We start from the raw sequence: 19,349 nt of genomic DNA, 5'->3' as shown, positions 1-19,349 counted from the left end.
TACTACGAAAGAGAGCTTAATTCTGCATAAGAAAAGAAGCGATTTGCATGTCTGATCCAAAGAAGCTGCTGAAAAAGTGAAAATCGTACTTTTTCAGCAGCTTCAATCGAAAGTCAGCTTCCTTTTCTCAGCCTGTCTTTCAGCGTCGAAGAAGAGGATACCTCCAATGGAGACAAAGCACGGGACAGACCGAGCGGCCGGGCGATATTGGCATAAATGGATTCATAGCTGCCCGCCTTGATAGCATACGTTTCATGAAAAACGCCGACCGCCTTTGTTTTTGCCGCCTTTTGATAAAAGTGAGTCCACGCTTTCATATGTGTCTTTCCATGAGCATAAGCATGAAGGCTCTCGATGTCCTCCCAATACTGGGTAAAGACAATCGTTCGGCCGCCCCAGGCTGCATTATGGGAAAGAAAGCCATTATCCTTTTCTCTGTACAGCTCTTTCATCATCGGCGGCATCGCGGTAAATACCGGCCACCATGCCTTGATATTCCACCATTGCTGAATCCTCATGCCAATGATAAACAGAACAATATCGCGATCATTTGGAGCCGTATAACGTTTATTCACTTTATCCTCTCCTTTGTTTTTTTACACCAGCTTAATTCGGCCTTTGCAATCTCCTTGCCATAATCAAGCGTATACAGCCAAAACTCCGCGTCCGGGTGGGCGCGGATGTCCTTTTCAATTTGCTCATACACAGTCAGCTTCAACCGCAGCAGACGCTCCTGCTCTTCCACATGCTGAATCGCCAGTTCACGGCTCATTTCCTTACCAAAGAACAATTTTACGAGCAGCTCGTTTTTGTGCAGTCCCGCATCCTGCACCGGCACAGCAAGCCATTCCTGAAGCTTCTTTTTTCCGCTTTCGGTAATCGTGTATTCCTTGCGCTCCGGCTCCCCTTCCTTATTTATCGCCGCTTGGACGGCGTAGCCTTCATCAACGAGTGCCTTCAAAGCCGGATAAATCTGACCGTAGCTCATTTTCCAAAAATGACTGAAGCTGACATCAATCAGCTTTTTTATCTCATAGCCGGTCCGGCAGCCCGTCGTCAAAATCCCCAAAATAATCCACTTCGCCTCTATCTTCATTTGAACCCCCATATCTTAAAGATACATCCTAAAGATATATAATTGAACGTAAATTGTCAACTTCTCACTCGTAAAAAGTTTTACATACATACTGTATGTATGTTAAGATGAATTCAACTTAGAGAAGGAGTGAGCCAAATGAAATGGAGCAGTTTTTATCCTGTAATTATGACCGACCGCCTTACCGAAACGAGTCAGTTTTATCAGTGTTTTTTTGGCTTTTCTGTTGTTTTTGAAGCCGATTGGTATGTAAGCTTGAAAAAAGAAGATACAGGCGATGAATTGGCCATTTTGGATCAAACGCACGAGACGATCCCTCAGGCTTTCGGCAAGCCAATACAAGGAATGATTCTGAATGTCGAAGTCGATGACGTTGATCAGCTTTACCAGACGTTCATTAACGAACAGCATTTGCCGTTGCATCTGGACATTCGCGATGAACCATTTGGTCAACGCCATTTTATCACCAGTGATCCGAATGGAATTCTTATCGATGTCATCACCATCATTCCCCCTGACCAATCATTTCAAGCACAATATGAAGAGCAAGTGTGGAAGGATGAATAAATGTGGCCGCGTACACTCCTTTAAAATTCTATTTTGATCAGCGGCTCGCTGAACGGTTATCACGTTTAATCGAGCGCCATGATTCACACTTCAACTCAAAATCATTCATCGCCTATGTCGCGAAAAATGTTGAAGACAAAGAGCTGAAAGCGCGGGTCGACGTCATCGCAACCGCGTTACAGAACCACCTGCCCGCCGACTATGAACGCGCCCTGTCGATCCTGCTCCAAATTTTAGGACCGGAAAACGAAACAGAAGAGGGCATGTTTACAAATGGCTATTTTTTAATGCCGGTTGCGTATTTTGTAGAAAAATACGGTCATCACCATTTTCATGCTTCCATGCTTGCTCTAATGGAGATCACCAAGCGTCATACGTCCGAATATGCGATCCGTCCATATCTTGAATTGGACACTGACCGTGCAATCGCGTATCTTCAAAGTTGGATCACCGATTCGAACCCACATGTTAGACGGCTCGTTAGTGAAGGGACACGCCCCCGACTGCCGTGGGCCAAAAGAATAGAGCCGCTTCAAAACGATCCGGGCTATAACCTGCACTTACTAGAACAGCTGCTTGATGATCCTTCCGCCTATGTGCAAAAGTCTGTCGCCAATCATATCAATGATTTAACGAAAGATCATCCGCAATTGGTAATCAACTGGCTCGAAACATGTCTGGCTGATCGCCGGCAGGTCAATGAGCGGATCATCAAGCATGGATTAAGAACTTTGATCAAGCAGGAAGAAAACAAAGCCGTCCAGCTCCTTGCGCGAGTGAACGGCTTTGTTAAACAGCGAAAAGAGGAAAAATCACGATGAGAAAAACAAAAGAAGAAACCGATATGACAATCCAACGAATGACGGCCATCGCCAGAAAGCTTTTTGCTGAAAAAGGCTACACGAATATCGCCCTCGAGGAAATTGTCCAGGAAGCCGGATTGACACGCGGGGCGCTTTATCATCATTTCAATAACAAAAAGGGGCTTTTTCTCGCTGTATTTGAAGAGGTTCAGCGCGATATCGCTCGACAGATTGAAACAGAAGCGATGAAAAGCACAGACTTATGGGAACAACTGCTCCTCGGCTGCCACGCCTTTGTCGTCTCAGCTTCAGAAGCTCATAATCACCGCATATTATTAGTGGACGGCCCGGCGATTTTAGGCTGGGACACGTTCCGCAAAATGGACCAGCAACACTCGATGAAGTCATTAATGGAGCATCTGGAGCTCTTGCAGAAACAAGGAATGATCAAGCCAGTCGCCATCGAGGCGATGACACATTGCCTGTCAGGGGCGATGAATGAAGCGGCTCTCTGGGTCGCTGAACATCCCGACCGCCAGCAAGCCGTTGATCAAGTGATGGACTCTCTCCGTGCCCTGCTCTACGGGTTTAGGATGTAAGAAAAACGCGTAGCGTCCTTTTAAAAAAAAGAGATGTCTCAAAAGGTTGAAAAGACCCTCCGAGACATCTCCACTAACCACCCCCGGCATCACTCTCTCGAGAACAACTCACGCAGCTTCGTCCAGAATGACTTCTCTTCTTCTCGTTCAACCGGTGCTTCCTCCGGTTCTTCTTTTTCGACTCCTGCAGTTTTTATCACGAACTGCACCGTGTCGACATTGTGATTTTTTTCGGAGACAAAGGATACCGGGTCAAAGTCCGATTTGTCGTAATCGGAAATCATCGCATCAATTTCTTCCTGCATCTGTTCAGGCAGACTGCTCGTCGCCTCATGCAGCTTGCCTGTACCGTTGTGAAGAGCGTCGGCCCCGGCTGCTAACTCACCGCTCCCTTCTGTAGCTTCGCCTATTCCATGATGCAGCTCACTGTAAGCGGCAGATAATTGCCCAGCCCCGCCTGTATAGCGCACAAGCCCTTGGTGAAACTCGCTGTAATTAGCGGCTAACGCTGACAGTCCTTCTTGTAGCTGGGAGAACGAGCCGAGTCCATCGACCTGTTCGAGCGAGGAGGTAAGTCCGTCTGCAAGCGCCGTTAAGCTGTTTGCCATTTCCTTTGTTCCAGCGCTCACCTCCTTCAGGATTGAATCAACCGCGTCGAAGCCTTGTTTCGCGGCTGAATAGGTCACCTTCGCTTTTTGTGCGGCGGAGTATGCGTCAACGAGCTGGTCAACGACATCACGATCTGCGCCGCTCGCATATAATTGCTCAATTTGCTCCTGACTGACCGGCTGATCGGCAATGCCGTTCATCGCCTCATTAACTTGTTTGTAGGCAGCCGCATACTGAGTGCGTAGCTGCGCCAAGCCCTGTGAGGTTTCATGAAGCGCATCCGCCAGCTGGACAAGACCGTCCTGCAGTTGCTGCAAGTCTCCGACATTCATCTCCTCTGTCAGCTGAAGAGACTGGCTGACCTCGTTTAACGCCTGTTCAATGGTCGAGGACGCCTTTACCAGTTCCGCCGAGGAACCAGCCATTTCATCGAGCCCCTTTTTGTATTCAGCCGAGCCGTTTTCAAGGCTGCGCAAGCCGTCATTCAGCTGTGACATTCCCTTTTTCAGCTCGCCTACTCCGTCATCAATTTCCTTGACTCCATCTGTCAGTGAGTTGAATTCTCCTGCGATTTCGTCAGCCCCGGGAGCCTCGATCGCCATCGCCGGCGGCACAGCTGTGATGTCGATTCCACTAAACTCAAAGTCGGTGACATCGGCCGACAAACGGAGCTCTTTCTCTTCCCCCGGCATGACGGTGAATGTTACTTGCTTGTCTTTTCCGGCATTTGCGATCATCCCGTCGCTTGTCTCAAGCGTTTCATACGTATCTTCTTCAAACGTAAGGGCGATTTGCAGCAAATAGTTTTCAAAAAAGGACGGATCGACGTCTTCATTACGGGACGTATCAATCGTGATCTGCAGCCGGCCGTCTGCTCCGGCAAGCTCATCAGCCGCCATTTCCTCTCCATCCAACTCGTAGAAAATCGAAAAATTCCACGGCAGCTCCAGACGATCTCCAAGGTTTCCTTGATAGTACGCAGTTCCCTCCGCGGCCTCAAACCGCACTTCGTCACCACTCTGTTTCATTTCAGCCTCATTCGTCAAGTTTTTCAGACTGCTGTAAGGACCATAGTCGGTGATCATCCCCGCTTCGCTGACATGTAATGTGTTGACAACAAATATTTCATCTAATTGACCGTCACCATGTAAATTGGCATAAATCACTTCTTCTTTGGCGCTTAGCTCCCCTGCCTGACCCGTCTCTCCTGCTTCGTCCACCGCAGGAGCCGCATGGACAAGAAATGAAGGAACAATCAGCATGACAGCTAAGACGACAAACGGCAATCGTTTCATTTTCATCATCATTTCCCCTTATAAAAGTTTGCTTGTAATGTTGTTTTCCGAATCACTTTATCAAGCGCATACAGCATCGCCGGCAGGAAGAAGAGAACGAGCACAAACGCTAAAAGCGCCCCCCGGCCGAGCAACAATCCAATCGAGGATACGACCGGATTCGTTGACGTAATCCATAAAATAAAGCCGATGCTCGATAAAATGGAAGCCGAAACCGAAATCGAGAATGTCTTTTCGTCCAATGTATCGATGATCGCTTTCAGTGCCGGCATTTCTCTTCGCTTCTCTTTATACGTCTCAGTAAATAAAATCGCATAATCGACCGTCGCCGCCAGCTGTACCGTACTAACAATCAAATAGCCGATAAAATCAAACGACGTATTCGTAAAATACGGAATCGATAAGTTGATCCAGACAGCAGCCTGAATCGTGATGAGCAGGATGACCGGAAGCGAAATCGACTTGAACGTTAGAAGAAGGACGATCGCAATCGTTGCGACAGTCATCGTATTGACAAATGTATTGTCCTTTTGCACGGTGTTTTTAATATCATACAGTGCCACGCTTTCACCGAGGCTCAGCGTCTTGTCGCCGTAATAAGAGGCGGCTTTTTCCTGCACCGTTTCTACAATAGAAAACGGGATATCTCCTTCTTTTTCCCGCTCGGTATTAATGATGAGGCGGCTGTAATGCGCCGATAAAAACTCACTCGTGACCTCTTCCTCCAAATACTCCGGCGGAATGGCGCTGCCTACCGTATTGACATACGAAATGACATTCGTCACATGCCCGATGTCCTCCAATTCATGAATGAGCTTCTCTTCTTTGACAACATCATCTTTTGGCACGAGCAGCACAATCGGCGTCGATTCGCCAAACGCTTCCTTAATCGCGATCAAGTCGGCCCCGGTACGTGTTGACTCCGGCTGCTCTCCAAGCCCGTATGTGAACGCCGTGTTGCTTTGCGCAAGAAAGCTCGGAATCAAAATCGCCAGTACAAGGAGCAAGGACGGGTACTTCATTTTCATCACACGCCGGCCGATTCCCGCAAAACTTGGAACAAAACGTTTGTGCTGTGTTTTGTCCATCCATTTGTAAAACACCAAGGTTAAAGCGGGAAAGAACACCATCACACTAATAAAGCTCAGCAAAATCCCCTTTACCAAGCTTAAACCTAGATCGGCGCCAAGCTCAAAGCTCATCAGCATTAAAGCCATGAAACCAAAGAAGGTCGTCGCCGCGCTCGCTGCAATCGGGGCGAACGCCTGCTTCATCGCAAGCTGCATCGCCTCTTCCGGGTTAGTCGTTTTTTTCCGATATTCCTGAAAACTGTGCAACAGAAAAATCGCATAATCAAGTGACACGGCGAGCTGCAATATCGGCGCCACCGATTGCGTGACAAAGGACACCTCTCCGATAAAAATGTTCGTGCCCAAATTGATCAGAACGGAAACCCCGATTGCCACGAGAAAAAAGAGCGGCTCCACCCATGAAGTCGTTGATAATACGAGAATCAGGATAATAATCGGCACAAGCAGGGCGGCGGCATACACCGTTTCCGTCCCGGCCATTTTCTGAGCAGTAGCGGTATTGACCGCTTCCCCGGCCATCGCCCCTTCCTCGCCAATTAACTGATAGATTTCATCCGTAATTCGTACTTCCTCACCCGGCCGAATACTTAGCTGAAACAGCGCTATTTCGTCCTTATAGTACGTCTCAACCGTACTGGCATCAGCCACTTCAATCGGCATCTTTATATCTACCGCATCATCAAGCCACATCACATCAGAGACGCCGTCAATCGCGGCAAGTCTTTCTTTAAACTGCAGCGCCTCCTGTATACTGACATCCTCCACCATGACCCTCGTATCAGGGACCGAAGAAGTAAATTCATCTTCCATCACGTCAACCGCCCGTGTCGATTGCGCTTCATCTGGCAAATAATCCGCCATATTATAATTTACAGACACAAAAAATTGCGCTGCTATTGAGATCACCGCAAGAAGAATGAAAGTGATGACAATCATTTTTTTATGTGTTGTAATTCTCGCTGCTAACTTGATGATCATCCACCCTTTCTTGTTTTATAGCCTCTGACATATTATCATTATATAAACACGGTGTTGCCGAAACAACAAACAGTTTAGTAACATCCGTTTGTTGCCCGACAGATTTAGAATGTATGTTGGATATTTTTTTACAAAAGGGTGAACGATGATGAATGCCAAGCTTGACCGACGAAAAAAATATACCCGGATGATGCTGAAGGAAAGTGTAATGACCCTGTTAAAAGAGAAGCAAATTTCTTCGATTACCGTAAAAGAACTATGCGAACTTGCCGATATTAACCGCTCTACGTTCTACTCCCACTATGCAGACCCGTTCGACCTGCTGACAAAGATAGAAGAAGAAATCCTGACCGACATGCGGCAAACGCTCGGCAGCTACAATTTTAGTGAGGAAGAAGAAGCACTGCAGATGACGGAAAAGCTGCTGGAGTATGTGGCGGACAACCGTGATGTCTGTCAAATCCTATTAAGTGAACACGGCGATCCTCAATTTCAGCAGAAAGTGATGAAAATTACCGAGGAATTCATCATGAAGCATTGGAGGAGCATTCACAAAGCCGATCAAAAAATCTCAGAATATATGAGCCTCTATGTGATCAGCGGCAGTTTACATGTTTTGAAAGAATGGCTCGATAACGGGATGGACAAATCACCACAGGAAATGGCGGAACTGATTAATCATTTCACAAATTACGGACTTTCTTCACCGCTGTAAGAGCATAAAACGACCTTCAATGTTTTATTCAGCTTAGCAGTAGTAAGCGTTCCCACTTTAAAAAGTGCTATACTAACAGAAAAGCTGTCTGATGAAAGGAGAGAAGTCATGGAAAGCTATGTTGTCTATCTGCGGGGCATTAATGTCGGCGGGAAAAATAAAATCAAAATGGCGGACCTTCGCACATGTTTACATCAAAACGGCTGCCAAAACGTCCAGACCTATATTCAAAGCGGCAATATCGTGTTGCAGTCCGACCTGTCCGCTCAAGAGTTGGCCAGACAAATTGAAATGTTGCTCGCAAATCAATTTGAATTGGACAGCACCTTAATCAAAGTGTTAGCGCTGGACTTTGAGACCTATCGTGTGATTATCGAGGAGGCTCCACATGGGTATGGAGAGGAGTCGCAAGCAAACGACTATCGTTATGATGTTCTATTTTTGCTTGATGTGACGTCCGATCAGGTCATGAAAGAAGTGATGGTACGACCGGGAATCGATATGGCGTGGCAAGGTTCACATGCCATTTATTACCGGCGGCCGGGACCTGACAATCCAGATTATACGAAAAGCTACCTTAGTAGGCTAGTAAAAAAAGACATTTATCAATCTATTACCGCCCGCAATTGGAAAACGACCACGAAAATGTGGGACGCACTTAAAGAATTACAAGGAAGGTAAGTCTCCACCTTACACACCTCGCAAGGAGCCTGGGCCTTGTTCTCACCTTCTTGAAGCTGTCCCCTACTTCTACTGTTTTTCCGGCAGCTTTTCTTGAATGACGAGCAACAAGGTGGCAATAGGTCCAAGCAGCAACGAAATAAAAAACCAATTGAGTCCGGACCTGTTCTTTCCTTGCGCTAATCCTGCATTAATAAGGGCGAGCGTTCCCCAGCCCACATAAAACTGATTTTCCATCGTTTCTGAGCACCTTTCTTCGTTAACTGCAATGCTAAAAGTCAAAGACATCCGTTCTTACTAGAATAGTAAAACTGTACCATAATGATGATAGCCCTACAATAATGAGGAAATCTATCCTTTCCACTAGACATCGTGCCGTAAGAATAGGATTCAGATCTGTCGGTAGTACATAAAGGGCTGGGCAAAAGGTAGAACCCCCTTTTTGCCCAGCCCAGATCTATCACAGTTTAATAATCAGCTTTCTAAAACACCTTCCGCTGGTAAATGACTGTCGTCACGCTCCAGGAGACAGCATAGACGACGATGATGACAGCCGTCGCACCCATATACAAAACCGGCATGGATAAGCTGGCAATGAAATGGGTAATGATCGTCAAACGTTCAGCGAAAAACATAAAAACACTCGGCCCTACCGCTGACAAAACGAGAAAGCTGATCAGGACAACCGTTGAAATATAGCCCGGTTTAAAAATATAGAACATTGGAAAGGTAAATGATGCAAACACTAGAAACAGGCCACCCCCAATCGCCATATCAGTCAGCGTAAACGGTTTGTTGAAGACAAATAACGCCACGCTTGCCACCGCCATGCCCACCCCCATATAAGCGATGGCGCCAAGATAGCGAGAGGCGATAATTTCCTTGCGGGTGTAAGGCAAGGAATTCAATAAAATATTCGTCTCCGCTCTTTCATCGTATGTGTACGTATTAAAGGGGATCAGAATGCTGGCAATCAGAAACGTAAACGCCGGATGCTTATCCATCATGATAAAGAACACAACCATAAGAAGATAGATAAGCAACAGCTTTTTCTGTAGGATAAGATCACGTCTGATTAAATTAAACATGCTGTTTCTCCCCTTTCAAGTAATACATAATATCTTCCAAAGAGGCGCGTTCAATCACCACTGTGTTTCCGAACGTTTCTTTCACCGCCCCGATATTATCTGTTAACGCCTCAAACCCCGTCGACGCGCGATGAATACGGACAAAGGCTTTTTCTGTGTCCCGATCCAGCAACTCGACGCCCCCTTTGACGAGCGCATAATTTTCTGCTACGTCGTGAATCGACTGATTGAACACGATTTCGCCATTCTGGATGAAAGCGATGTAATCGGCGATCCGGTCCAAATCCGTCGTAATATGTGTCGAGAAGAAAATCGTTCTGCGGCCATCAAGCATTAATTCCTGCAACAGGTCCAGCAGCTCCCGCCGAAAAATCGGATCTAACCCGGCTGTCGGTTCATCCATAATAATCAGCTCGGCATGATGGGAAAGAGCGATCGCCAAGGATGCTTTCATCTGCATTCCCTTGGAGAACGTTTTTATCGCTTTGTTCAGCGGTAGTTCAAATCGTTCGACATAGCGATGAAATAACGCATCATCCCAGCTTTTATATGCCGGCCCGACGATCCGCTTAATATCCTTTACGTTCAATCCTTCATAAAAGACATTGCCATCGTAGACGAAGCCGATGCGCTCCTTGATCGCCTTCTCATGCGTCCTGTAATCCAAACCGAACAGCTTCACCTCACCGTCATCCGGCTTTAACAGATTCATCATCATCTTAATCGTCGTTGACTTCCCGGCCCCATTCGCGCCGATAAACCCGGTCACAAAGCCCTGCTTTACTGCTAAATTCATATTGTGAACGGAAAACCCATTGAGTGTTTTGCTTACATTTTTCATTTCAACTACATGCTCCATTTTCTTCACTCCTCATACAAAATCTTCAGCAATTGCTGCAGTTCATCAAGGGTCAGCCCGATCTCCCTGCTGTTCGTGATCACCGCAGTCAGCTGTTCCTCGATGACCTTCAGCTTCTTCTCTCTAATAACCTCTAAATTTTGCTCGGCGACAAACGAACCTTTTCCAACAATGGAATAGATAAACCCTGCCTTCTCCAATTCCTCATAGGCACGCTTTGTCGTAATCACACTAATTTGCAAATCCTTTGCGAGCTGGCGTATAGAAGGTAACGCCGCTCCCTCCTGAAGCTCACCCGCTAAAATAAGCGATTTAATTTGGTTCGTAATTTGTTCATAAATCGGCTCCTTTGAACTGTTGGAAATAATAATTTGCATGTCGATCCCTCTTCTTTATTTTTTGGATGTCCAGCACTTTTGAATATCTGTACATATTGTATATATAATTTATATACATTATATACACGCTCAGAGTATCGCGCAACAACTTTCTTAAAACGAAGACAGGATAAACGCAAAAAAGGGCCGGGAAAAAGGTTGTGTCTTTACCTTTTTTCCAGCCCTAAGCCAATGAGCGGCACCGCCAAATAGGTCAAGGGTAGCTTTGTCTTAAGCTCCTCTATACTAAGTCCGGCTTCTCTTCATTTTATGATAAAGAGACATAATGCCCCAAATAACGCTTGGCAGAGCGACCGCTCCAATGACCATATACGCAAGAAGGTGAATCGCGCTCCTTGAACCATCCACAAATGCCACGACCATTACCGCAATAGCGAAAAGAACAAATGGGATCATCCTCACTCCTTTCGCCAGGCCTTTCTTTCCTTCGACCTTCCATTTATTACTGTAAGTGGCGATTGCCGTCCAAGCAGCCGGGATGGCAATGATTGTGAGAATAACAGCTACTACTTGAAGAACGGATTTTAAGCTGCCAGCGCTTATCATCGTTCCGAGCCAGACGAGTACAGTGACGACGATTAACGGAATTACCAGAGCTTTTGTGAGACCATTCAGATTTTCATATTTTTCAACCGTCGTGTCCCGATCGCTGTAAATCGGCTTTGTACCCGGGGCCGCTCTAAACAAATGAATATTCCCTTCCGAAGCAACATGCGTCCAGCCGGCAGCTGAAAAGAAATCAAAGTACTCCTCCTCTTCCTCCTCTTTTAGTGACCGATAATCTACACTGTAGATATAGTCTAAGCTTTCCCCTTTTTCGAGCGTATACCCCATAAACTTAAAGTCATTGACATGCCAGCCCTTCAACGAAAAACGACGTAATTTCTCCATGTCCTTCTCCTCGGCAAAAGCCAATCCGCCTGACATAATATATTTTGTTTGTTTCATTCTTCTCCCTCCTTCAATCCACTTTCCGCTAATTGAATCATCAGCTTTCTCAGCTTCAGATCTTCCTCTAATACTTCCCTGCCCGTCTCCGTCAGCAAATAGGTTTTGCGCCGGGAATCCGACCCATCATGTAAATAAATCCACTCCTGCTTTAATAGCTTTTTAATAATCGTATACATGGAAGCCGGGCCTATCGTAATCGCTCCTTTTGTCGTCTCTTCAATTAAATTCATAATCGCATAACCATGTCTCGGCTTCGTTAAAGCAGCCATTATATAAAACATCGAATCCGTTAATTGCTCAGTTGTCTTCAACTGATCACCCCCATATATCATTCGAGGATATATCATAATTTGATACATCGATCTAAAGAAAATATATCACAATTTGATATATCCGTCTATACATATATCATAATTTGATACATCAATTCTTAAAAAACGCCAACCTGCCCTGAAAAATTGCCGGACTTGGCTTTCTTTATTGCTTTTTTTATGAAATGCCGAGCGATAAGCGTCAAAGTTAACCCCTATTGTCTAAATATCCTATACATTCCTCTTCACTATGCGCTGTTTTCTCCGTTGTCGGTTCCCCGTAGTGAGCTACTCCGTCAATCAATGTATTTTTCTCACAGAACTGGACAACGTTTTTCCCCTTTTTGGTCAACCCATATAAGTATTCCAATTGAGGCTCATCCTGAAAAATCACCCTATAATGAGCATGATAAACAGTGCGGTTGATCCCGTGCTTCGGTTCGATTCTATGCTGCTTTACAATATCATCTTCCGTATATCCCACTTGCTCCAGGTGGGCAGGAATATGTTTATTGATAAGATAATTGTGATAAGGGTTGCCATTGTTCAGAAGATAAATCATGGCAAAAGGAGCTGCCACAAGTCCGATAAAACCAACCACCACAGCTATTTTCACTATCTGTTTAAAAGAAAACAAGCCGCTATCCCCCATCCGTTATTGGCAGTAAAAAGTCCAGCTCCTTACTACGCTTTGCTTACTTTATTTTCACCGCCCTTGATTGACAGGTCAAGCCTTTTTTTCCACAACCGACCAGCTCATCGCCAAAACAAAAAGAATCGCCGCCCCTCCCCAATATAAATAGCTAAAGCCGGCGCCAAACTGGAGTAAGAAGTAACCAAGAACCGGGCCTAAAGCCGCTCCTACATCCTGAGCAACGGCATAGATCGTAAGGAAAGAAACGACATTGGCCGTCTTTGAAGTGTCCAGTGCAATCGTGTCGATAATCGTCGTTAAAATAGTCGCCCCGGCCAACGCTAAAAGCGTAATGAAGAGCCAGACACCTATCGGGAGACTGAGCGAGATCATTCCAAAAACAACTCCAGCAAATACTAAAGACGAAATGAAAATCGGCAGCCTTCCCCGCGAGCCATCAGACCAGTGACCGACCGCCCTTCCGAGGAACGGCTCCCATCCCCACCTCATCGCCTGAATGATGCCGGATAATAACGTGACACTGACAACGACATTCAAAATGGAAATATGCTCTCCATAAAAATGTCCAATCACCGAACTTAAAGTCGATGCCAATATCCCCTGATATAACATCGCAATGAAAAAGCCGGAAACGATAATCGTCATTTTATACCCCGGTTTGCCGATAAAAGCCTTCCCTTGCTTTACGTCCTCTTTTTTTTTCAAGGTCCGCCTGACCGTGAGAAATAGTTGAAGCCGCTAGTAAAGGCAAACCGAGAAGCGTCAATAAACCAAATCCAATGGCGACAGTGCTCAATCCAATGAAAGGAACTAACAGCCCCCCAATCAGCATCCCCATCAGACTCCCGGTGCGGTAAAGCCCATTATATAACCCCATCGACCGCCCCCGATGTTCCTTATCGGCATGCACGGCCACAATCGACAGACCCCCGATTCGAAAAAAGGACCAGGCCACGCCCCACAGGGCACGCAAAATAACCCAGGCGGCAAACCCTTCGAAAATACCATAGCCGATTGTGGTAAACCCGCCTAACAAAATCGCTATGACCATCCCGGTCTTTAATGAAATATGGTTGTACACCCAACCAATTATCGGACTGAAAGGCAGTCTAATAAAGCGATTGATCGACAGCAGCACCCCAACCTGCCAAATCGATTCAAGCCCTGCCGATTCCCAATAAATAGGCAAAGCAATATACAGCATGGAATCTCCTAAAAGACTTAACGCTGTCACGATTGCGACAACTACAATCGGGTTCGCAGACATCCGGGCTTTAAGTGCCATCTTGACTCACCCCTTCAAGGGAGATAATATCGAGTGATGCAACTCCTCGTATGTATTTCTATATCATACCGATTATTCAGCGGGTTTTGTTTGATTTTTTGAAAATTTCTTTGTATGAGCAAGCTGTATCTACCTTTTAAATCAAAAAAGCTGGGAAAAAAGGTTTTTTACCCTTTTCCCAGCCTCGTCTTCAAATTATGGCTACATCGTGCTAATATCAATAACAAAACGGTATTTCACATCTGACGCTAACACTCGTTTGTAGGCCTCGTCAATTTGATCGGCAGATATGACTTCAATCTGGGGTACAATCTGATGCTTCCCGCAAAAATCGAGCATTTCCTGCGTTTCGCGGATGCCCCCGATCATGGAGCCCGCAAATGAACGACGGTGGCCGATCAAAGAGAACGCGTTTACTTCCAGCGGCTCGGCAGGGGCACCGACGTTTACCAGCGTTCCATCGAGCGTTAGCAGGGAAAGGTATGCACTAATATCAATTTTTGCACTGACGGTGTTAATGATCAGATCAAACGTACCGGCCAGCTTCTCGAATGTCTCCGGCTCGCTCGTCGCAAAGTAATCGACTGCCCCGAATTGCAGGCCGTCTTCTTTTTTCTTTAATGTTTGGGAGAGAACCGTCACTTCCGCCCCCATGGCGTGGGCGATCTTGACCGCCATATGACCAAGTCCTCCCATACCAACAACCGCCACCTTCTTACCTGGCCCGGCTCCCCAGTGATTTAATGGTGAATATGTCGTAATGCCTGCGCACAGCAATGGTGCAGCCGCATCAAGTTCTATGTTATCAGGGATGCTCACGACAAAGTCTTCAGTTACAACAATATGAGTGGAATAACCACCTTGCGTATACTCACCATATTTGTCGACACCAGCGTAGGTAGGGATATTGCCTTTCAGACAGTACTGTTCTTCCCCCTTACGGCAATTCTCGCATTCGCCACAGGAATCAACCATACATCCTACTCCTACCCGGTCACCAACTTTATGCTTCGTTACTCCGGCCCCGACAGCTGTTACAATTCCGGCAATCTCATGTCCGGGGACGAGCGGGTACTGAACCGGGCCCCACTCCCCCTGTGCAGTATGGATATCAGAATGACAGATTCCAGAATATTTAATTTCAATTAATACATCATGCACATCAAGCTCGCGCCGCTTAATTTCGGCTGCTCGAAAGGATTTGTCTGGGCCGTCGACAGCCCGTGCTTTAGCCGTTATCATTGATAAAACCTCCCAAAATATAGACTTATGCAAGAGACTCGTACGTTCTCTTCACAAATAATCGTAATACTTATAGCTAACTCTAGGTCAAGTAATGAATCAAAACTAGTTCCAGCAGCCTTTTATTTTAGCCGGCCACGCCCCTTAAGCATGGACTTTGACGGCTGAAACATACAATGATAGAATTTTCCACAACCTAAAGTTAACTCTACGTCCAAATAGTATCGAAGGGAGAAAAAGGATGAAAACCTATTCGATCAGCGAGGTTGCTAAAGAATTGAATCTTACCGTCTATACGTTGCGCTACTACGATAAAGAAGGACTTATTCCTTTTGTGGAACGGACAGCCGGGGGAAAACGGTTGTTTAAAGAATCTGATATCAATGCGTTAAAGGTGATTGAATGTTTGAAATCGACCGGGATGCCGATTAAAGAGATAAAAAATTTCATCAGCTGGTGCATGGAAGGAGATTCAACCCTGCAAAAAAGATATGAAATGTTTTTGGAACGAAAAGCCGCCGTCGAAGCAAAAATGAAAGAACTACAACAAACAATGGAAGTGATCGAGCACAAATGCTCCTACTACAAAACGGCATTGGACGCCGGAACGGAAGATATTCATCAAGAGAATAAAATAGAGATTTTCAATTAATATCAGAGCCCGGAGAAAAAGGTTTTCCCGGGCTCTGATACATCCTGCTTTCCTCTATTCATTTTCAAACCAAAAAGAGGTTAGCCTCGTCTAATATGTAGGAGGAGGTGAAACGTAAATGAATGAGCTGAAACAAGTCGCCATAACCGATGAAATGATAACAGATAAGGAACAGATCATTGATCAATTAATGCACGAATATAGCGATGATCTCCTCCACCTTGTTTATACATATGTAAGAAACAGAACGACCGCGGAGGATTTGATCCAAGAAATCTTTATTAAGTGTTATGAAAAATTAGATCAATTTAATAAACAGGCATTGATCAAAACATGGGTATACCGAATAGCCAGCAATCATTGTAAGGACTATTTACGAAGCTGGCATTATCGGAAAATATCACTTAACGAGAAAGTGTTTAACTACCTCCCTTCCAAAGCAAAACATGTTGAAGAAGAGGTCATTGCTAAAAATGAAGAAAACCATTTGGCTCTTGCTGTTATGGAGCTACCTGTAAAATATAGAGAAGTCGTTTTTCTCCATTACTATGAAGAGCTTTCCTTAGCTGAAATAAACAAGATCACTGCCGTAAATATTAATACGATCAAAACAAGACTAAAGCGCGCGAAAGAATTATTAAAAGACAGCATGATAAAGGAGGTTTAACGATGAGCGATCCATTCAGCAATCTAAAAAGCACGATGAAAAACACTGTTTTTAAGGAATTCTCCTTTTCAGAAGAGCGAAAAAAGGCAGTAAAAGACGTTATCCATGGAAAACTGTCTCAACACCAGCTTCATTCGTGGAATATCGAGACGCTAGTAGCCATCTTCGAATCGCTTCAATATGAAGCAAAACACGGCTACGACATCTCCACCCAGCTTATGCAAAAGAGTGAACGTAGTTTCCAAAGCAATGAAGGACAGCTTTATACACTCTTACATCTCCTAGAAAACAAACATTTCCTCATATCACAATGGAAAGAAGAAAAGAAATACTATGCTTTATCTAAAAAGGGAAGAAAATACGTGGCTGCATACAAACGCGGAGACGTAAAACAGCAGCTGGCGCTTAAACACTTACTTGAGGAGGCAGCTCTATGAGTTCTTCTAATTTCGAGGAATTTTTAACGAAAGTAACCTCTAAAGTGAAAGCCAAGGAAGCCCGCAGCATGATCAAAAAAGAACTCATCCACCACCTTCAGGAGCTCAGCCACTCCTTTCAGCAAAAAACAGCCTCTAAAGAAGAAGCAGATGAAAGAGCCATTCAGGAGATGGGCAACCCCTTTACTCTCGGAGAAAACTTAAATCGCCTTCATCGTCCGAAAATCGATTGGCTCCTGATTGCTTTATTTGTCATCATTGCCGGAAATAGCTTCCTGCCATTGATCCATGGAAATCTTGCGATGTCATTACCAAGCACTTTTTATTTCAGTCGGCAGGCCATCTGGTTGACTCTTGCTGTTGTTGCTATCGTTGCTTTTTTATTCTTCGATTATCGAAAGCTAAAAAATTATTGGTGGCTCTTTTATGGAAGTGGTTTGATTTTGCTTTTGTATACGTATCTATTTGGTCTTATGAAGCTGAACGCGGTAAGGTGGATTTCGATCGCGGGGATGTCCGTTGATTCATCAGCGATAGCCTTATTTTTATTTTTCCTTGCGTGGGCGGGAATCTTTCACAACATCAATACGTTCAACAGTTGGAAAAAGCAAGCGTTGCTCGTTATGCTATTTTGGGCTCCTATCCTTCTTTACATGATGCTTCCACACATTGTGTTAAGCATCATATACTGTTTTTGCATTCTAGCTATGTTTGCTTGTTCCCATGTTCAAAAAAAATTAGCTCTCACATTAGTGGCAACCAATCTACTGATGGGTATACTTTTGCTCAGCACAACCCCCTTGGCCTCCAACAGCGAATATCATTTGAAAAGACTATCAGATTTTATGAATCCGGAGACTGACCCAAATGGGGTGGGCTATATCTATATCCTAGTAGGAGATATTCTTTCACAGGCAGGATGGCTCGGTAACGGATTTTCTAACCATTTCATTAGTCGATTACCAGCTGCGCACACGGATTACGTATTTCCTTTTCTCGTCTATTCCTTTGGCTGGGCGTTTGGAATCGCCCTTTGTCTCATACTGTTGCTTTTCATTGTACGAATTTCGAGAAATGCCTTTAAAACAAAGGATAGGTATGGAAGATTATTAGTCATTGGCGGAGCTGCCTTGATTGCTGTTCCCACGTGCTGGAATATACTAATGGGCATTGGATTCGTACCGATCATGGAAGTTTCTCTGCCGTTTATCAGCTATGGCGGAAGCATGCTACTTGTTAACTCTGGTATTTTAGGTCTTATTCTAAGCGTCTACCGCAGAAAGGATCTCGTCAATCCAACGATCATACATTCATAGAAGCCCAATGAGGGCTGAGGCAAAAGGTAAAAAAAACAACCTTTTGCCCCAGCCCCTTAACATATATGTGGAATTCCCACTTTTTTCTATATATCTCCTTATCCATATGTTAAAATATGTTTCATTCAAAAAAGGGAGTGCTTACTTTGAATCCTGTGCTCAATACCTGGTTGAATAGAATCCTGCTGATCGTAATGGTGATATTGATGATTCCATCAGCCTTCAATCCTATCTATCTCTATGCGTTTTTCTTCGTTATAGCCACCCTGTTTATAAATCGATCATTTTCACTTGATGTACAAAGGAAGCATAAACTATCCTTTCGGTTCACTTCTATCCTTATCTTAGTCATAACATGTATGATGATGATAAGAAATTGACGAATTCACGTTCGTTTAGTTGATTTGCTCTGCCAGCTCTAAAATAATTCCCTCTGGTCCGCGAATGTAGCATAGTTTATAAGTGTTTTTATAGTCTTGTATCTCACCAATCAGTTCGTCTCCCTTCTTTTTTAATTTCATCACAATGGCTTCCACATCCTCAACAGCGAAGGCAATATGGCGGATTCCCAATGTATTTGCCAAAGGGTGCTGTATTCCGGCTCCATCTGTCGGCGTGTGGAATTTTACGAGTTCTATAGTTGTCTCACCGTCCGGCGTGCGCAACATAGCAACTTCCTCTTTAACGCTCTGAAGACCTATGATCCGCTCCACCCACTCTCCTTCCACTTCCATCTCTCCCATCATTTCAAGACCGAAGTCAAGGAAAAACGATTTTGCCACTGGAAGATCGTTGACGATGATTCCTACATGATCTATTCGATTAATTTTCATTTCCCACACCTCCTTTACTACCCACGTATTGTCAAAACTTTTATAAGAAATAGGCTATAAAATACCTTGATAGAGGGTTTTTTAAGCAAAAAAGTTGCCACCCCCTGAAATTTAGGCAATAGTGAGGTTACCACACCGACACTAAATCCCTAAATAAAGGAAGTGACAATCTTGTACCCTCAAATTATAACCTATTTATTATCTTTTATAAACTATCAAGA

Annotated in this window: 24 protein-coding genes; 9 read left to right on the top strand and 15 right to left on the bottom strand. The window is 44.8% G+C overall.

Features of this window, described 5'->3' with window-relative positions; genetic code table 11:
- Positions 1-113: 113 nt before the first annotated feature.
- Positions 114-575 (bottom strand): DUF4188 domain-containing protein, encoded by a 462-nt coding sequence (locus M3202_RS20765; protein WP_251225132.1) that lies wholly within the window; start codon positions 573-575, stop codon positions 114-116.
- The gene (locus M3202_RS20760) at positions 572-1,096 is read right to left on the bottom strand and encodes a PadR family transcriptional regulator (protein ID WP_251225131.1); all 525 of its coding nucleotides are present in this window, start codon (positions 1,094-1,096) and stop codon (positions 572-574) included. The genes M3202_RS20765 and M3202_RS20760 overlap by 4 nt, the downstream gene beginning before the upstream one ends.
- Positions 1,097-1,234: 138 nt before the next feature.
- Here M3202_RS20760 and M3202_RS20755 point away from each other — a divergent pair, with 138 nt between their 5' ends.
- Genes M3202_RS20755 through M3202_RS20745 form a run of 3 tightly spaced genes read left to right on the top strand, consistent with a single transcriptional unit; the run spans position 1,235 to position 3,065 of the window.
- On the top strand, positions 1,235-1,663 hold the full coding sequence (locus tag M3202_RS20755; RefSeq protein ID WP_251225130.1) for a VOC family protein: 429 nt from the start codon (positions 1,235-1,237) through the stop codon (positions 1,661-1,663).
- A 2-nt stretch (positions 1,664-1,665) separates the two neighbouring features.
- Complete coding sequence (locus tag M3202_RS20750; protein ID WP_251225129.1) at positions 1,666-2,484, top strand: DNA alkylation repair protein; 819 nt, start codon at positions 1,666-1,668, stop codon at positions 2,482-2,484.
- Positions 2,481-3,065 carry a TetR/AcrR family transcriptional regulator gene (locus M3202_RS20745; RefSeq protein ID WP_251225128.1) on the top strand — a complete coding sequence of 195 codons (585 nt, stop codon included), beginning with the start codon at positions 2,481-2,483 and terminating at the stop codon, positions 3,063-3,065. The genes M3202_RS20750 and M3202_RS20745 overlap by 4 nt, the downstream gene beginning before the upstream one ends.
- An 89-nt stretch (positions 3,066-3,154) precedes the next feature.
- Here M3202_RS20745 and M3202_RS20740 read toward each other — a convergent pair whose 3' ends face one another.
- Positions 3,155-4,975 carry a YhgE/Pip domain-containing protein gene (locus M3202_RS20740; RefSeq protein ID WP_251225127.1) on the bottom strand — a complete coding sequence of 607 codons (1,821 nt, stop codon included), beginning with the start codon at positions 4,973-4,975 and terminating at the stop codon, positions 3,155-3,157.
- A 2-nt stretch (positions 4,976-4,977) separates the two neighbouring features.
- Positions 4,978-7,038, bottom strand: a complete 2,061-nt coding sequence (locus M3202_RS20735) for an efflux RND transporter permease subunit (protein ID WP_251225126.1) — start codon at positions 7,036-7,038, stop codon at positions 4,978-4,980.
- 148 nt (positions 7,039-7,186) lie between these two features.
- On the opposite strand from M3202_RS20735, the gene M3202_RS20730 reads away from it, so the two are divergent.
- Positions 7,187-7,753 (top strand): TetR/AcrR family transcriptional regulator, encoded by a 567-nt coding sequence (locus M3202_RS20730; RefSeq protein ID WP_251225125.1) that lies wholly within the window; start codon positions 7,187-7,189, stop codon positions 7,751-7,753.
- Between the two features lie 108 nt (positions 7,754-7,861).
- Positions 7,862-8,434: a DUF1697 domain-containing protein gene (locus M3202_RS20725; RefSeq protein WP_251225124.1), complete on the top strand. Its 573-nt coding sequence runs from the start codon at positions 7,862-7,864 to the stop codon at positions 8,432-8,434.
- Positions 8,435-8,503: 69 nt separating this feature from the next.
- Here M3202_RS20725 and M3202_RS20720 read toward each other — a convergent pair whose 3' ends face one another.
- The 10 genes from M3202_RS20720 to M3202_RS20675 form a co-directional block, all read right to left on the bottom strand.
- Positions 8,504-8,671, bottom strand: a complete 168-nt coding sequence (locus tag M3202_RS20720; RefSeq protein WP_251225123.1) for a hypothetical protein — start codon at positions 8,669-8,671, stop codon at positions 8,504-8,506.
- A 245-nt stretch (positions 8,672-8,916) separates the two neighbouring features.
- Positions 8,917-9,522 (bottom strand): ABC-2 transporter permease, encoded by a 606-nt coding sequence (locus M3202_RS20715; RefSeq protein ID WP_251225122.1) that lies wholly within the window; start codon positions 9,520-9,522, stop codon positions 8,917-8,919.
- Positions 9,515-10,381: an ABC transporter ATP-binding protein gene (locus M3202_RS20710; RefSeq protein WP_251225121.1), complete on the bottom strand. Its 867-nt coding sequence runs from the start codon at positions 10,379-10,381 to the stop codon at positions 9,515-9,517. Before M3202_RS20710 ends, M3202_RS20715 begins: the two co-directional genes overlap by 8 nt.
- Positions 10,382-10,386: 5 nt before the next feature.
- Positions 10,387-10,758 (bottom strand): GntR family transcriptional regulator, encoded by a 372-nt coding sequence (locus M3202_RS20705; protein WP_251225120.1) that lies wholly within the window; start codon positions 10,756-10,758, stop codon positions 10,387-10,389.
- A gap of 246 nt (positions 10,759-11,004) precedes the next feature.
- Positions 11,005-11,727, bottom strand: a complete 723-nt coding sequence (locus tag M3202_RS20700) for a DUF2812 domain-containing protein (protein ID WP_251225119.1) — start codon at positions 11,725-11,727, stop codon at positions 11,005-11,007.
- The gene (locus M3202_RS20695) at positions 11,724-12,041 is read right to left on the bottom strand and encodes a PadR family transcriptional regulator (RefSeq protein ID WP_251225118.1); all 318 of its coding nucleotides are present in this window, start codon (positions 12,039-12,041) and stop codon (positions 11,724-11,726) included. The genes M3202_RS20700 and M3202_RS20695 overlap by 4 nt, the downstream gene beginning before the upstream one ends.
- Before the next feature lie 208 nt (positions 12,042-12,249).
- Entirely contained in the window at positions 12,250-12,678 is a 429-nt protein-coding gene (locus M3202_RS20690; protein WP_251225117.1) for a DUF3139 domain-containing protein, read from the bottom strand.
- A gap of 90 nt (positions 12,679-12,768) precedes the next feature.
- Complete coding sequence (locus M3202_RS20685) at positions 12,769-13,341, bottom strand: hypothetical protein (protein ID WP_251225116.1); 573 nt, start codon at positions 13,339-13,341, stop codon at positions 12,769-12,771.
- Position 13,342: 1 nt separating this feature from the next.
- On the bottom strand, positions 13,343-13,981 hold the full coding sequence (locus tag M3202_RS20680) for an MFS transporter (RefSeq protein WP_251225115.1): 639 nt from the start codon (positions 13,979-13,981) through the stop codon (positions 13,343-13,345).
- A 201-nt stretch (positions 13,982-14,182) separates the two neighbouring features.
- A complete protein-coding gene (locus tag M3202_RS20675) occupies positions 14,183-15,223 on the bottom strand; it encodes an NAD(P)-dependent alcohol dehydrogenase (protein WP_251225114.1) in 1,041 nt (346 codons plus the stop codon).
- A 241-nt stretch (positions 15,224-15,464) separates the two neighbouring features.
- Between M3202_RS20675 and M3202_RS20670 the strand changes: the two genes are divergently transcribed.
- From M3202_RS20670 to M3202_RS20655, 4 genes are all read left to right on the top strand, one after another.
- Positions 15,465-15,875: a MerR family transcriptional regulator gene (locus M3202_RS20670; RefSeq protein ID WP_251225113.1), complete on the top strand. Its 411-nt coding sequence runs from the start codon at positions 15,465-15,467 to the stop codon at positions 15,873-15,875.
- A 118-nt stretch (positions 15,876-15,993) separates the two neighbouring features.
- Entirely contained in the window at positions 15,994-16,542 is a 549-nt protein-coding gene (locus tag M3202_RS20665; RefSeq protein ID WP_251225112.1) for a sigma-70 family RNA polymerase sigma factor, read from the top strand.
- Between the two features lie 2 nt (positions 16,543-16,544).
- Positions 16,545-16,979, top strand: coding sequence for a PadR family transcriptional regulator (locus M3202_RS20660; RefSeq protein ID WP_251225111.1), 435 nt, complete (start codon positions 16,545-16,547; stop codon positions 16,977-16,979).
- A complete protein-coding gene (locus M3202_RS20655; RefSeq protein WP_251225110.1) occupies positions 16,976-18,295 on the top strand; it encodes an FtsW/RodA/SpoVE family cell cycle protein in 1,320 nt (439 codons plus the stop codon). Before M3202_RS20660 ends, M3202_RS20655 begins: the two co-directional genes overlap by 4 nt.
- Before the next feature lie 395 nt (positions 18,296-18,690).
- Here M3202_RS20655 and M3202_RS20650 read toward each other — a convergent pair whose 3' ends face one another.
- Positions 18,691-19,128, bottom strand: coding sequence for a VOC family protein (locus tag M3202_RS20650; protein WP_251225109.1), 438 nt, complete (start codon positions 19,126-19,128; stop codon positions 18,691-18,693).
- Positions 19,129-19,349: the final 221 nt, after the last annotated feature.

It is taken from the genome of Halalkalibacter oceani (genome assembly GCF_023715605.1).
GTDB lineage: Bacteria > Bacillota > Bacilli > Bacillales > Bacillaceae_D > Halalkalibacter > Halalkalibacter oceani.
The sequence above is the reverse complement of the archived record's forward strand: the minus strand, read 5'-3'. Positions and strand labels throughout refer to the sequence as shown.

Bases quoted from the DNA above. Each gene is read 5' to 3' on its own strand.
- M3202_RS20760 (WP_251225131.1), bottom strand. From the start codon at position 1,096: ATGAAGATAGAGGCGAAGTGGATTATTTTGGGGATTTTGACGACGGGC.
- M3202_RS20755 (WP_251225130.1), top strand. From the start codon at position 1,235: ATGAAATGGAGCAGTTTTTATCCTGTAATTATGACCGACCGCCTTACC.
- M3202_RS20745 (WP_251225128.1), top strand. From the start codon at position 2,481: ATGAGAAAAACAAAAGAAGAAACCGATATGACAATCCAACGAATGACG.
- M3202_RS20740 (WP_251225127.1), bottom strand. From the start codon at position 4,975: ATGAAAATGAAACGATTGCCGTTTGTCGTCTTAGCTGTCATGCTGATT.
- M3202_RS20735 (WP_251225126.1), bottom strand. From the start codon at position 7,038: ATGATCATCAAGTTAGCAGCGAGAATTACAACACATAAAAAAATGATT.
- M3202_RS20730 (WP_251225125.1), top strand. From the start codon at position 7,187: ATGAATGCCAAGCTTGACCGACGAAAAAAATATACCCGGATGATGCTG.
- M3202_RS20725 (WP_251225124.1), top strand. From the start codon at position 7,862: ATGGAAAGCTATGTTGTCTATCTGCGGGGCATTAATGTCGGCGGGAAA.
- M3202_RS20720 (WP_251225123.1), bottom strand. From the start codon at position 8,671: ATGGAAAATCAGTTTTATGTGGGCTGGGGAACGCTCGCCCTTATTAAT.
- M3202_RS20715 (WP_251225122.1), bottom strand. From the start codon at position 9,522: ATGTTTAATTTAATCAGACGTGATCTTATCCTACAGAAAAAGCTGTTG.
- M3202_RS20710 (WP_251225121.1), bottom strand. From the start codon at position 10,381: ATGGAGCATGTAGTTGAAATGAAAAATGTAAGCAAAACACTCAATGGG.
- M3202_RS20705 (WP_251225120.1), bottom strand. From the start codon at position 10,758: ATGCAAATTATTATTTCCAACAGTTCAAAGGAGCCGATTTATGAACAA.
- M3202_RS20700 (WP_251225119.1), bottom strand. From the start codon at position 11,727: ATGAAACAAACAAAATATATTATGTCAGGCGGATTGGCTTTTGCCGAG.
- M3202_RS20685 (WP_251225116.1), bottom strand. From the start codon at position 13,341: ATGACGATTATCGTTTCCGGCTTTTTCATTGCGATGTTATATCAGGGG.
- M3202_RS20680 (WP_251225115.1), bottom strand. From the start codon at position 13,981: ATGGCACTTAAAGCCCGGATGTCTGCGAACCCGATTGTAGTTGTCGCA.
- M3202_RS20675 (WP_251225114.1), bottom strand. From the start codon at position 15,223: ATGATAACGGCTAAAGCACGGGCTGTCGACGGCCCAGACAAATCCTTT.
- M3202_RS20670 (WP_251225113.1), top strand. From the start codon at position 15,465: ATGAAAACCTATTCGATCAGCGAGGTTGCTAAAGAATTGAATCTTACC.
- M3202_RS20665 (WP_251225112.1), top strand. From the start codon at position 15,994: ATGAATGAGCTGAAACAAGTCGCCATAACCGATGAAATGATAACAGAT.
- M3202_RS20660 (WP_251225111.1), top strand. From the start codon at position 16,545: ATGAGCGATCCATTCAGCAATCTAAAAAGCACGATGAAAAACACTGTT.
- M3202_RS20655 (WP_251225110.1), top strand. From the start codon at position 16,976: ATGAGTTCTTCTAATTTCGAGGAATTTTTAACGAAAGTAACCTCTAAA.
- M3202_RS20650 (WP_251225109.1), bottom strand. From the start codon at position 19,128: ATGAAAATTAATCGAATAGATCATGTAGGAATCATCGTCAACGATCTT.